This is a genomic window from Allobosea sp. NPDC055594 (assembly GCF_053618995.1).
Window position 1 is genome coordinate 25,848 of the sequence record NZ_JBSHIO010000019.1, and the last position, 11,865, is coordinate 37,712.

12 protein-coding genes are annotated in these 11,865 nt (G+C 69.0%); 10 read left to right on the forward strand and 2 right to left on the reverse strand.

The window, feature by feature from the left end; all coding sequences use genetic code 11:
• The first annotated feature begins 7 nt into the window (after positions 1–7).
• Positions 8–1,780, forward strand: coding sequence for an adenylate/guanylate cyclase domain-containing protein (locus tag ACWGRX_RS24200; protein WP_452119644.1), 1,773 nt, complete (start codon positions 8–10; stop codon positions 1,778–1,780).
• 19 nt (positions 1,781–1,799) lie between these two features.
• Here the strand turns inward: ACWGRX_RS24200 and ACWGRX_RS24205 are convergent, their stop codons facing one another.
• The gene (locus ACWGRX_RS24205) at positions 1,800–2,411 is read right to left on the reverse strand and encodes a hypothetical protein (RefSeq protein ID WP_452119645.1); all 612 of its coding nucleotides are present in this window, start codon (positions 2,409–2,411) and stop codon (positions 1,800–1,802) included.
• A gap of 30 nt (positions 2,412–2,441) precedes the next feature.
• On the opposite strand from ACWGRX_RS24205, the gene ACWGRX_RS24210 reads away from it, so the two are divergent.
• The 8 genes from ACWGRX_RS24210 to ACWGRX_RS24245 all read left to right on the forward strand — a co-directional run bounded on the left by ACWGRX_RS24210 (position 2,442) and on the right by ACWGRX_RS24245 (position 10,123).
• Complete coding sequence (locus tag ACWGRX_RS24210) at positions 2,442–3,107, forward strand: class I SAM-dependent methyltransferase (RefSeq protein ID WP_452119646.1); 666 nt, start codon at positions 2,442–2,444, stop codon at positions 3,105–3,107.
• On the forward strand, positions 3,104–4,366 hold the full coding sequence (locus ACWGRX_RS24215; protein ID WP_452119647.1) for a glycosyltransferase: 1,263 nt from the start codon (positions 3,104–3,106) through the stop codon (positions 4,364–4,366). Before ACWGRX_RS24210 ends, ACWGRX_RS24215 begins: the two co-directional genes overlap by 4 nt.
• The gene (locus ACWGRX_RS24220; RefSeq protein ID WP_452119648.1) at positions 4,363–5,499 is read left to right on the forward strand and encodes a glycosyltransferase family protein; all 1,137 of its coding nucleotides are present in this window, start codon (positions 4,363–4,365) and stop codon (positions 5,497–5,499) included. Before ACWGRX_RS24215 ends, ACWGRX_RS24220 begins: the two co-directional genes overlap by 4 nt.
• 12 nt (positions 5,500–5,511) lie before the next feature.
• Complete coding sequence (locus tag ACWGRX_RS24225; protein WP_452119649.1) at positions 5,512–5,703, forward strand: hypothetical protein; 192 nt, start codon at positions 5,512–5,514, stop codon at positions 5,701–5,703.
• A gap of 81 nt (positions 5,704–5,784) precedes the next feature.
• On the forward strand, positions 5,785–6,774 hold the full coding sequence (gene cobS / locus ACWGRX_RS24230) for a cobaltochelatase subunit CobS (RefSeq protein WP_291638557.1): 990 nt from the start codon (positions 5,785–5,787) through the stop codon (positions 6,772–6,774).
• Between the two features lie 67 nt (positions 6,775–6,841).
• Positions 6,842–7,192, forward strand: coding sequence for a GFA family protein (locus ACWGRX_RS24235; protein WP_452119650.1), 351 nt, complete (start codon positions 6,842–6,844; stop codon positions 7,190–7,192).
• A 25-nt stretch (positions 7,193–7,217) separates the two neighbouring features.
• Positions 7,218–9,116 (forward strand): cobaltochelatase subunit CobT, encoded by a 1,899-nt coding sequence (cobT, locus tag ACWGRX_RS24240; protein WP_452119651.1) that lies wholly within the window; start codon positions 7,218–7,220, stop codon positions 9,114–9,116.
• The gene (locus tag ACWGRX_RS24245; RefSeq protein WP_452119652.1) at positions 9,113–10,123 is read left to right on the forward strand and encodes an esterase-like activity of phytase family protein; all 1,011 of its coding nucleotides are present in this window, start codon (positions 9,113–9,115) and stop codon (positions 10,121–10,123) included. The genes cobT and ACWGRX_RS24245 overlap by 4 nt, the downstream gene beginning before the upstream one ends.
• A gap of 241 nt (positions 10,124–10,364) precedes the next feature.
• Here the strand turns inward: ACWGRX_RS24245 and rpmB are convergent, their stop codons facing one another.
• Positions 10,365–10,652 (reverse strand): 50S ribosomal protein L28, encoded by a 288-nt coding sequence (gene rpmB, locus ACWGRX_RS24250; RefSeq protein WP_291648415.1) that lies wholly within the window; start codon positions 10,650–10,652, stop codon positions 10,365–10,367.
• 257 nt (positions 10,653–10,909) lie between these two features.
• Between rpmB and ACWGRX_RS24255 the strand changes: the two genes are divergently transcribed.
• Entirely contained in the window at positions 10,910–11,737 is an 828-nt protein-coding gene (locus ACWGRX_RS24255; protein WP_291642367.1) for a DUF3108 domain-containing protein, read from the forward strand.
• Positions 11,738–11,865: the final 128 nt, after the last annotated feature.

The following is an 11,865-nucleotide window of genomic DNA, read 5'->3' on the forward strand; positions in this document are numbered from 1 at the left end:
GGCAACTATGAGCTCGATTCCGAATTCGGGGCCGTCCACTCCGGGCGGCCGGGCCAGCGCCTCCAATTTCGAGCAGGTGAATTCCTGGAGCCGCGACGTGCGCTTCGTCTCGGGCTGCATCCTGATGCTGTTCGCGACCACGCATTTCCTCAATCACGCGGTCGGGATCTTCGGCCTCGCGGCGATGGAGACGGCGCAGCTCTGGCGGCATGGATTCTGGAGCAGCAAGCTCGGGCTCCTCCTGCTCTATGGCTCGCTGATCATCCATCCCGTCTTCGCGCTGCTGCGGGTGGCGCAGCGCCGGACCTTCCGCATGCCGATGCGCGAGGTGCTGCAGATCGCGCTCGGCGTGGTGATTCCGCTGCTGCTGATCGACCATATCGTCGCGACCCGTGTCCAGGGCGCGCTGTTCCTGCAGGACGAGAGCTATCACGCCGTGCTGCGCCGGCTCTGGCCGAATCTCGCGCTGACGCAGAGCCTGCTGCTGCTGCTGGTCTGGACGCATGGCGTGATCGGGCTGCACTTCACCTTCCGCACCCGCGAGAGCTATGCGCGCTGGCGCGACCCTTTTCTGCTGGCGGCGATCCTGGTGCCGCTGCTGGCGCTGATCGGCTTCGTCGTCGCCGGGCGCGAGGCGCGGCTGATGGCGCTGCCGCCGGAACTCTACACCACGCAGCAGGCCGATTCCTTCAACCTGCACGTCACCTGGGCGAAGCGGGCCTTCTTCGGCCTGGTCGGAGGCTTCGTGCTGTTCGTCGCGATCCGCGAGCTGCGGGCCCGGGCGCTGGGCGCGATCACCGTCCGCTTCGTCGGCCATGGCGTGCGCAAGGTCGTGCCGGGCTTCACCCTGCTGGAAATGTTCCGTCGCTTCGGCATTCCGCATGCGGCGCTGTGTGGCGGGCGGGCCCGCTGCGCGACCTGCCGCGTGCTGGTGCTCGACGGCGCCGACGATTTGCCGCCGCCCGGGCCGAACGAGGCACGGCTGCTGCGTCGCATCTCGGCTGGCGAGCGGGTCCGCCTCGCCTGCCAGATCCGGCCGAAGCACGACCTCCAGGTCCAGATCCTGCTCGCCGCCAGGCAGCGCGGTGCCGGTCCGACAGGGGCGCTCGATCCCGCTGCCGGTATCGCCAAGAAGGGGCTGACCGTGATGGTCGCCGATCTGCGCGCCTTCACGGCCCTGGCCGAAAGGCAGCTCCCACAGGAGCTGATGACCCTGCTCAACCGGTTCTATGACGAGATGTCCCAGGCGATCGCCGCCCATGGCGGCCGGATCGAGTCGATCTATGGCGACGGGCTGATGGCCATCTTCGGCCTCGAGACCACGCCCGCCCGCGCCGGCATGGCCGCGATCGCCGCCGCCGGCGACATGATGCGGGCCGTCGAGGCGCTCAACCGCGAATATGCGACGGCCCTGCCCTTGCCGCTGCGCATCGGCATCGGGATCCATGGCGGGCCGGCGATCATGGGCGCGGTCGAGAATGAGAGCATCGGGCGGCGCGAGATCACGGTCGGTGAAACCGTGATGATCGCCAGCCAGCTCGAGGCGGCGACGCGCCGGCTGCTTTCCGACATCATCGTCTCGGGCGAGACGGTCGCCGCCACCGGCCGCAGCTTTCCGGGGCTGATCTCCTACAAGATTGCGATCAAGGGCCGCGACAAGCCGATGCAGGTCTTTGGTTTCGGTGGCGTGCCGGAGAAAGCGCCGCCCGCCAAGGGCGAGCCGGCTGCGCACCGCGGCAAGCGCCCGGCCAAGGCCGAAGCGGAAGGCGATCCGGATTGACCGCCGCCGGCGGGACGGCTCAACGAGCGCTTTTCCCGTGCCTGTCGAAGACGAGGAAGCGTCGGCGATCGAAGCCGGCCGCGGCAAGGGCGGGGTCGTTGAGCTTGAGTTCGGCGTCGATCATGGCCGGCGCGTCGCGTGCCGCCAGCAGGGGCCCTATCTGTCCAAGCGCGCGCTCCAGCTCGAGGGCGTAGTCGATGACCATCACCTCGGCGTGGCGCGCCAGGGCGAGCAGTGCGTCGCCCAGCGCCGGCGCGCCGCCAAAGGGCTTCAGCGAGAGGCCGAGCAGGACCAGGCCGAGGCGGCCGGCTCCCTGATCGAGCTCGACCTGCTGCAGCTTGGCGGCGAGATGGCGGACGCGACAGGGCGCGCCGTTCAAGGTTTCGGCGGCAAAGGCCGGGATTTTCGGGTCGACCACGGTGACCGAGGCGGGGCGGTGGGTCAGAAAGCCGGTGATCGGCAGGCCGGCGCCGCCGATCTCCACCACATGCTCGCAGCCGCGCAGGGCGTGGGCGGCGAGCACCTGGCGCAGTTCGGCCGCGGGGCCGGCGAGATGCGGCAGCCTCGTGCCGCTCGCCGCTGCGCTGGTCTTTGGCGGTGACTGTGAATATGGTCCGGCGCGTTCCGTCACCTTCCACTCCCTGCCCTGCCGATCGCCCGCATGACCAGCGCGCTGCCCGCCGACGCTCTTTACGACATTCTGCGCGGCGTCGCCGCTCTGACCGACCAGCCGATCGTCGCTGATCTCGCCCGGCTGGTCGGCAAGGGCGCGCCTTCCGATCTCTCGATCGCCTTCAATCACAAGCAGATCGCCTCGAAGCGCTGGCTGGTCGACAGCCTGGCCGCGGTGATGCCGCGGCCGGATGGCCCGGTCTGGGTGCTTGGCGCCTGGCATGGCGTTCTTGGCGCCATGCTGCTGGCGGATGAGCGGCTTTCGATCCGGCAGGTGGTGAGCGTCGATTTCGACCCGCGCTGTGCCGAGATCGCCGAGGTGCTCAACCATCGGCACGTCGCTTCCGGGCGCTTCCGGGCGGTCACGGCGGATATGATGGCTCTCGACTTCACCGATCCCGCGGGCGGAAGGCCCGGCCTCGTCGTCAACACCAGCTGCGAGCATCTCGACGATGTGCCGGGTTGGCTGGCGAGCCTGCCGGCCGGATTGCCGCTGGTGCTGCAGTCGAATGATTATTTTCGCGAGCCCGACCATCGCAGCTGCGTCGCCTCGCTGGAGGCCTTCAGGGAGCAGGCGGGGTTGTCGGAGCTGAGTTTCGCCGGAGCCCTGCCGGCGAAGAACTATACCCGCTTCATGCTGATCGGCCGCAAATGAGTGCGGACAAGCCGGCCGGGCCGCCGCTCGCCATCGCCATGAAAGGCTATCCGCGCCTTTCCGAAACCTTCATCGCGCAGGAGCTGCTCGCCCTGCAGCGCTGCGGCCTGCCTTTCGCGATATGGTCGCTGCGCCATCCGACCGATGCTGCCAGACATCTGATGCACAAGGAGATCGCGGCGCCGCTGCATTATCTGCCGGAATACCTGCATCACGACTGGCCGCGCGTCCTGCGCGGCCTCGGTTCGGCCCTGCCGCGGCCGAGCCTGCTGCGGCTGCTCGGCGTCTTCCTGCGCGATCTTGCCCGTGATCCGACGCGCAACCGGCTGCGCCGCTTCGGCCAGGCCCTGGTGATGGCACGCGAACTGCCGCCCGGAACGCGGCATCTGCATGTGCATTTCCTGCACACGCCGGCTTCGGTGATCCGCTATGCCGCGCTCAGCCGCGGGCTGTCCTGGTCGTTCTCCGCTCATGCCAAGGACATCTGGACGACGCCCGATTGGGAAAAGCGCGAGAAGATCGCCGATGCAAGCTGGGGCGTGACCTGCACCCGGGACGGCCATGCCGAGCTCGCCCGGCTGGCAGATGGACCGGACAAAGTGGCGCTGCTCTATCACGGGCTCGATCTCGCCCGCTTTCCGCCGCCTCCGGCGAGGCCGCCGCGCGATGGCGGGGAGACCGGGGACCCGGTGCGCCTGCTCAGCATCGGCCGCGCCGTCGAGAAGAAGGGCTTCGACGATCTCCTGAACGCGCTCGCCGCCCTGCCGGTGGGACTCGCCTGGCGCTTTACCCATATCGGCGGCGGCGAAAGGCTCGGCGCGCTGAAGGCACAGGCGGAGGCGCTCGGCCTCGCGGGGCGGATCGAATGGCGCGGCGCGCTCGCCCAGGACGGCGTGGTGGCGGCGCTGCGCGAGGCCGATCTGTTCGTGCTGCCCTCCAAACAGGCCGGCGACGGCGACCGTGACGGGCTGCCCAATGTGGTGATGGAAGCTGCGAGCCAGGGGCTGGCGATCGTCGCGACCGATTTCGCCGGCATCCCGGAATTCGTCCGCCATGACAGCGAAGGGCTGCTGGTCGCGCCAGGCGATGTCGCGGCCCTGTCGGCCGCGCTCGGAGCCCTGGCCGGCGACCCGTCGCGGCGCGAGGCACTGGGCGCCGCGGCCCATGCCCGCCTCCAAGCCGATTTCTCGGCTCAGGCGGGGCTGGCCCGGATCCATGCCGCATTGCTGGCGGAGGTCGGGCGCGGGAAGGGGCCATGAGCGGCTGCGTCCTGATCGCCGTGACGCATCTGCTCGGCATCGGCCATCTGGTGCGGGCGCGGCATCTGGCCGGGGCGCTGGCCCAGGCCGGATACGAGGTCGTGCTCGCCAGCGGCGGCATGCCGGATGGCAGGGCTGCGAATGGCTATCATTTCGTGCAATTGCCGCCGGTGCGGGTCGTCGGCACTGATTTCCGCAATCTGCTCGACGAGGAAGCGGAGCGGGCGACGCCGCAGCGTCTCGGGGCGCGGGAGGCGGGGCTGGCCGCGCTGGCGCTGGCGCTGCGGCCCGACATCGTCATCACCGAGCATTTTCCCTTCGGTCGGCGTCAATTGGCCGGCGAGTTCCTGGCGCTGATCGAAGCGGCGCGTGCGGCGCGGCCGCAGGTGGTCGTCCTCTCCTCGATCCGCGACGTGCTGGTCGCACCGCTGCGGCCGGAGCGCCTGGCAGAGGCGCATAGGCGCCTCGAAGACCTGTTCGACGGGGTGCTGGTCCATGGCGACCGTGCATTCCTGCCGCTCGAGGCTTCCTGGCCGGTGCCTCCGGCGCTCGCCGAGAGGCTGCACTATACCGGCTATCTCGCCGCTCCGGCGACGGTGGCCGAGGCGCCGGCCGCGTCCGGCGGGATCCTGGTCTCCGGTGGCGGCTCGGCGGCGGCGCTGCCGCTCTTCCGGCTCGCTCTGGCGGCGGCGGAGCTGCTGCCGGCACAGGATTGGCGCCTCCTCGTCGGCCATGGTGTGGCGGAGCCGGACTTCGCCGCTCTCCTGCGGCAGGCGCCGGCGAACGCGATTGTCGAACGGGCCCGGCCGGATTTCCCGGCCCTGCTGCGCAACTGCGCGCTCAGCCTCAGCCTGGCCGGCTACAACACCGTGCTCGACCTGGTGCAGGCAGGGCCGCGGGCGCTGGTCGCGCCCTTCGATGCCGGCAACGAGACCGAGCAGGCGATACGCGCGGCCGCGCTCGAACGCGCCGGGCTGGCGCGCCTGCTGCGGCCCGAAGCCGGCCCCGGGGTGCTCGTCGCGGCGATCGACGAGGCGCTTGCGGGCGGGCGCCCGGAGCGGGTTCCGGTCGATCTCGACGGCGCGGCGGGGGCGGTCGCGGCGGTGCAGAGGCTCGCGACGAAACGACGCTAGGGCAACGGGGTGATGGCCAGCCGCGAGCCGGATGAGACCGGTGCCGCGCAAGGCGAGCCGCGCGGGAGGGCCGAGTGGATCGCGATTTCGCGACCGGTCATGGGCCATGTGATCCGCCCTGCGCAGGAATGCGCCCCGGCGAAGTGCCGGCATGCCTCCGGCGAATACCTCATGCGAATTGCCGCTACGGTGCTTTCGCTCTAATGAGATTGCACACGCCTCCCTTTCGGTCGGCTCCAGGACACCGGGTGTTCGCCGGGCCTGTCCTGCGCCCGGAGAAGAATGATGACAGCAGCGACTACCGCCGCCCCCGGCATGCCGGACATGAAACTGTCGGTTCGTCAGGTCTTCGGCATCGACAGCGACCTGGAAGTGCCGGCCTATTCGCAGACCGAGGCGCATGTGCCGGATCTCGATCCGGATTACCGATTCGACCGCGACACCACGATCGCCATCCTCGCCGGCTTTGCCCATAACCGCCGCGTGATGATCTCCGGCTATCACGGCACCGGCAAGTCGACCCATATCGAGCAGGTCGCGGCCCGGCTGAACTGGCCCTGCGTGCGCGTCAATCTCGACAGCCATGTCTCCCGCCTCGATCTCGTCGGCAAGGACGCGATCGTGCTGAAGGAAGGCAAGCAGATCACCGAGTTCCAGGACGGCATCCTGCCCTGGGCGCTGCAGAACAACATCGCGCTGGTCTTCGACGAGTACGATGCCGGCCGCCCGGACGTGATGTTCGTGATCCAGCGCGTACTCGAGCAGTCGGGCAAGCTCACCCTGCTCGATCAGAAGCGCGTTATCCGCCCGCACCCCGCCTTCCGGCTGTTCGCCACCGCCAACACGGTCGGCCTCGGCGACACTTCGGGCCTCTATCACGGCACCCAGCAGATCAACCAGGGCCAGATGGACCGCTGGTCGATCGTCACCACGCTGAACTATCTGCCGCACGACAACGAGGTTGCGATCGTCCTCGCCAAGTCGAAGCACTACCAGACCTCGCCCGAGGGCAAGGACATCGTCAACAAGATGGTGCGCGTCGCCGACCTCACCCGCAACGCCTTCATGAACGGCGATCTCTCGACGGTGATGAGCCCGCGCACGGTGATCACCTGGGCCGAGAACGCGGCGATCTTCGGCGATATCGGCTTCGCCTTCCGCGTCACCTTCCTCAACAAGTGCGACGAGATGGAGCGGGCGCTGGTGGCCGAGTTCTTCCAGCGTTCCTTCGGTAAGGACTTGCCGGAGAGCGCCGTCAACGTCGTGCTGAGCTAGGCGAGGGGCAGTCCGGACCGCCGCCGCGGGGCCGCGGCGGAGCAGGCCCAAGCGGAGGAGGCAGGTGATGGCGCGCTACGAAGGCAGCTGCCATTGTGGACGGGTGGCCTATGAGGTCGAAGCCGATCTCGGGCAGACGATCACCTGCAACTGCTCCTATTGCCAGCGCCGAGGCTCGGTGCTGGCCTTCACCCCAGCGCAGAACTTCACCCTGACCAAGGGTGAGGACGCGCTGACCGAGTACCGCTTCAACACGCAGAAGATCCAGCATCTGTTCTGCGGGAGCTGCGGCATCGAATCCTTCGCGCGCGGCGAGATGCCGGACGGCACGCAGATGGTCGCGATCAACGCCCGCTGCCTCGCCGGCGTCGAGCCGACCGAGCTCAACAGCACCGCCTATGACGGGCGCTCGCGCTGAACCCAGCCAGGGAGACCGCAAGGCCTTGTCCATCTCCAACCGCAAGCCCGGCACGCCCAAGGAAGCGCCAGCCGAACCGCTGAAGCGTGCCGTCTCCGGCGCGATGAAGGCGATTGCGCGCAAGCCGGAGATGGAGATCGTCTTCGCTGCCGACAAACCCTCCCTGGTCGGCGAGCGCGCCCGCCTGCCCGAGCCGCCGCGCAAGCTCACCGCCCAGGACGTCGCGATCCTGCGCGGCCATGCCGATTCGATGGCGCTCAGGCTCGCCTGCCATGATGCCTCGATCCATCGCCGCGCCGCGCCCGAGGGCGACGCCGCCCGCGCCGTGTTCGACGCCGTCGAGCAGGCGCGCGTCGAATCACTCGGCTCGCGCCGGATGGCCGGCATGGCCGGCAATATCGGTGCCATGCTCGAGGACCGCTATCACCGCGGCGGGCGCTATGAGGAGATCACCGACCGCGCCGACGCGCCGCTCGAGGACGCGCTCGCCCTGATGGTGCGCGAGCGCCTGACCGGGTTGAAGCCGCCCAAGGCGGCGCAGAAGCTGGTCGAGCTCTGGCGCGAGGAGGTCGAGGGCAAGGCCGGCGCCGATCTCGACCGGCTCGCCAGATCGGTCGAGGACCAGCGCGGCTTCGCCCGTACCGTCCGCGACATGCTGGCCTCGCTCGACATGGCCGAGCAGACCAGCCAGGGCCAGGACGACGAGGAGGACGAGGACGAGAACGACCAGTCCTCGGAGGACCAGGAGCAGCAGGAAGGCGAGGCCGAGCAGGAGAGCCAGGGCGAGCGTTCCGAGACCGAGGTCAGCGAGGACGCCGCAGAGGAGATGCAGGAGGGGGCCTCCGAGGCCGCCGACGCACCGGCCGGCGACTGGGACGAGGAGGATGACAGCTCCGAGGCCGAGGAAGCCGGCGAGGCGCCGCGCCCGCGCGACAGCCGCGCCAATGAGCGGCCGCAGACCGACTACAAGGCCTATTCGACCAAGTTCGACGAGATCGTCACCGCCGAGGAACTCTGCGATGCCGAAGAGCTGACGCGCCTGCGCGCCTATCTCGACAAGCAATTGGCGCATCTTCAGGGCGTCGTGGCGCGCCTCGCCAACCGGTTGCAGCGGCGCCTGATGGCGCAGCAGAACCGCTCCTGGCAGTTCGATCTAGAGGAAGGCGCGCTCGATCCCTCGCGCCTGCCGCGCATCATCATCGACCCGTTCCAGCCGCTCTCCTTCCGGCAGGAATCGGACACGAATTTCCGCGATACGGTGGTGACGCTGCTGATCGACAATTCCGGCTCGATGCGCGGCCGGCCGATCACGGTCGCGGCGACCTGCGCCGACATCCTGGCGCGCACGCTGGAGCGCTGCGGCGTCAAGGTCGAGTTGCTCGGCTTCACCACGCGCGCCTGGAAGGGCGGGCTCTCACGCGAGGCCTGGCTGCAATCGGGCAAGCCGGCCAATCCCGGCCGTCTCAACGATCTCCGCCATATCATCTACAAGGCGGCGGATGCCCCCTGGCGCCGGGCGCGTAAGAATCTCGGGCTGATGATGCGCGAGGGGCTGCTCAAGGAGAATATCGACGGCGAGGCGCTGGACTGGGCGCATAAGCGCCTGCTGGCGCGGCCGGAGCAGCGCAAGATCCTGATGGTGATCTCGGACGGCGCGCCGGTCGACGATTCCACGCTCTCGGTCAATGCCGGTAGCTATCTCGAGCGGCATCTGCGCCATGTCATCGCCGAGATCGAGACCCGCTCGCCGGTCGAGCTGATCGCGATCGGCATCGGCCATGACGTCACCCGCTACTACCGCCGCGCCGTCACGATCGTCGATGCGGAGGAGCTCGGCGGGGTGATGACCGAGAAGCTGGCGGAGCTGTTCGAAGAGGATGCCGGCGCCGCCACGGGTGGGCGCGTCTCCCGCCGTCTGCAATGAGCCTCAGCCGACGCGGCCTGCTGGCCGGTCTTGGCGCGGCTGCGCTGGCGCCGGCCGTGCGCGCCCAGGCGATCGAGCCTGGCCGCTCCTCGCTCAACGTCTCGGCCCGCCCGCTCTCGGTCTTCGAGCCGGGCAATCCGACGAAGACCCGCTTCGGCCAGCTCGTCTTCCGCAGCGGGCTCGTGCTCAGCGCCAGCCATCCGCGCTTCGGCGGCTTCTCCGGGCTCTGGCGCTCGCCTGACGGCACGCAACTGGTAGCGGTGAGCGACAAGGCTTCCTGGCTGACGGGACGGCTCGTGCGGCGTGACGGCCGCCTCGTCGGGTTGGAGCAGGCGGAGATCGCTCCGGTGCTCGGTGTCTCGGGTCGGCCGCTCGCTCGCTCGCGCTATTACGATACCGAAGCGCTGGCGATCCAGGACGGCATCGCCTATCTCGCCGTCGAGCGCACCCATGACATCCTGCGCTTCGACTGGGCGAAATATGGCGTCGAGGCGCGGGCGCGGATCGTGCAGGTACCGCCGGCGGCGAAGCGCCTGCCGAGCAATCGCGGCATGGAGGCGCTCGGCGTCGTGCCTTTGGGGCATCCGCTCGCCGGCGCCCTGGTGGCGATCTCCGAACGCTCGGGCAAGGAGGACGAGCCGACCAGCGGCTTCATCATCGGCGGGCGCCAACCGGGGACCTTCCAGGTCATTCGCCGCGACGGCTACGACATCACCGATCTCGCCTTCCTGCCGGGCGGCGACATGCTGCTGCTGGAGCGCTGGTACCGGCCGCTACGGGGCGTCGGCATGCGCATCCGCCGAATCGCCGGAGCCTCGCTGCGGCCGGGTGCCCGGCTCGACGGGCAAATCCTGATCGAGGCCGATCTCGGCCAGGAGATCGATAACATGGAGGGGATGGCCGTCCACCTGGAAGGTGGGCGGACCATCATCACCCTGATCTCGGACGATAATTTCTCGACCTTCCTGCAGCGGACGGTGCTGCTGGAGTTCGAACTGGCGCAATAGCGGCGCTCGTCATGCCCGGGCTCGATCCTGCCCTTCTCCCCTTGCGGGAGAAGGTGGCCCGAAGGGTCGGATGAGGGGTCGCGCAGGACTTTTGGAACTTCGAAAAATATCGCGCCGGCATGCGATCAGTGTCGCGCGACCCCTCACCCCAGCCCTCTCCCGCAAGGGGAGAGGGGGCAGGTCGCCCAAACGAAAAAAGCGGCCTTGCGGCCGCTTCATTCGATCGGGAAGGAGAGTCCGCTCAGTTGGCGGCGAGCTTCTTCTCGATGTCGCGCTTCAGCGCGAGCGCGCCGGTCGACAGCTCGCCGGCCGGAGCCTTGACGAGGAAGGCGTCGAGGCCGCCGCGGTGATCGACGGTGCGCAGGGCGTTGGCCGAGACGCGCAGACGCACCGAGCGGCCGAGCGTGTCGGACTGCAGGGTGACGTTGACGAGGTTCGGCCGGAAGACCGTCTTGGTCTTACGGTTCGAGTGGCTGACGAGCTGGCCCGTCAGGGTGGCTTTCCCGGTCAGTTCGCAACGGCGAGCCATGATCTCATTCCCAAGCTTTCCAGGACGCCAACGCAAAACGCCGACACACGACGTGCCGGCAGGCGAGCACCGGAAGTCAAATTGAAGTGGCGGGTCTATAGCCAAGCCCCGAGCGCCCGTCAAGGCGAACTGCACGATAGGGCGCCGGAAACATCTCGGTAACCTCCTCTCGTCAGACTCCGTTAATCAGGTCACGATTCGGACCGATTCGCAGTGCAAGCGAGCTGTCGAACGGTCGCGCCGCCCGGAGCATCGAGATGAAGCCCGCCCTCACGCCGTCCCTGTCCGGGCTCGCCCTCGCGGCAGCCCTGCTCGCGGGCGCGTTTCCTGCCGGCGCCGCCTCGCTCGATGCCGCCTATGACGTTTCCCTGCTCGGCATGACCTTCGGCAAGGCCAGTCTGAGCGGCGACATCGAGGGCAGCCGCTACAAGCTCGATGTCCAGGCCAAGCTGACCGGGCTCGTCGGCGGTTTCACCGGTGGGCGCGGCTCCGGCGCCGCCACCGGCAATCTCAATGCCGGCAAGCTCTCGCCGGCGACCTTCGCGATCTCGTCCGCGAGCACGAGCGAGAGCCGCACCGTGCGCATGGCGCTCGAGCGCAATGCCGTGCAGGCGGTCGAGATCGAGCCGCCGATCGATGCCAAGCCCGACCGGGTGCCGATCAGCGACGCGCATCGGCGCAATGTCATGGACCCGATCAGCGCTTTCCTGATGCCGGTGGAAGGCGGGCGCAACTCCGGCGCTGCCGCCTGCAACCGCACTCTGCCGATCTTCGACGGCGCCGCGCGCTACGACATCAAGCTGAGCTATGCCGGCACGCGCGAGGTCACGCTCGACGGCTATAGCGGCCCGGTTTCGGTCTGCCAGGCGCGCTATGTGCCGATCTCCGGCCACAGGGCGCTGCGGCCGAGCACCAAGTTCATGGCCGAGAACAAGGAAATCTCGACCTGGCTCGCGCCGATCGCCGGCACGACGATGATGCTGCCGGTGCGGATCTCGGTGAAGACGATGATCGGTACCGCGGTGATCGAGGCCTCGCGTTTCAAGGTCGATCCCGGCGTGACGGCGGCGACCTCGCGCAACTGAGCCCGGCGCGGCCGGCCGCCGATCGACGCCGGCCCGTCCTCGCCGCGATGCGCGGCCCTGGTGGCGGCATTGCCGCTGAGGTTGCCGCGGGGCTAGCCTTTCCGCTGCGATTCGACCTTGGAGCCGAT

What these genes read in the sequence shown, in the direction of transcription:
- ACWGRX_RS24200 (WP_452119644.1), top strand. Translation starts at nt 8, where the DNA reads ATGAGCTCGATTCCGAATTCGGGGCCGTCCACTCCGGGCGGCCGGGCC.
- ACWGRX_RS24210 (WP_452119646.1), top strand. Translation starts at nt 2,442, where the DNA reads ATGACCAGCGCGCTGCCCGCCGACGCTCTTTACGACATTCTGCGCGGC.
- ACWGRX_RS24215 (WP_452119647.1), top strand. Translation starts at nt 3,104, where the DNA reads ATGAGTGCGGACAAGCCGGCCGGGCCGCCGCTCGCCATCGCCATGAAA.
- ACWGRX_RS24220 (WP_452119648.1), top strand. Translation starts at nt 4,363, where the DNA reads ATGAGCGGCTGCGTCCTGATCGCCGTGACGCATCTGCTCGGCATCGGC.
- ACWGRX_RS24225 (WP_452119649.1), top strand. Translation starts at nt 5,512, where the DNA reads ATGGCCAGCCGCGAGCCGGATGAGACCGGTGCCGCGCAAGGCGAGCCG.
- cobS (WP_291638557.1), top strand. Translation starts at nt 5,785, where the DNA reads ATGACAGCAGCGACTACCGCCGCCCCCGGCATGCCGGACATGAAACTG.
- ACWGRX_RS24235 (WP_452119650.1), top strand. Translation starts at nt 6,842, where the DNA reads ATGGCGCGCTACGAAGGCAGCTGCCATTGTGGACGGGTGGCCTATGAG.
- ACWGRX_RS24245 (WP_452119652.1), top strand. Translation starts at nt 9,113, where the DNA reads ATGAGCCTCAGCCGACGCGGCCTGCTGGCCGGTCTTGGCGCGGCTGCG.
- rpmB (WP_291648415.1), bottom strand. Translation starts at nt 10,652, where the DNA reads ATGGCTCGCCGTTGCGAACTGACCGGGAAAGCCACCCTGACGGGCCAG.
- ACWGRX_RS24255 (WP_291642367.1), top strand. Translation starts at nt 10,910, where the DNA reads ATGAAGCCCGCCCTCACGCCGTCCCTGTCCGGGCTCGCCCTCGCGGCA.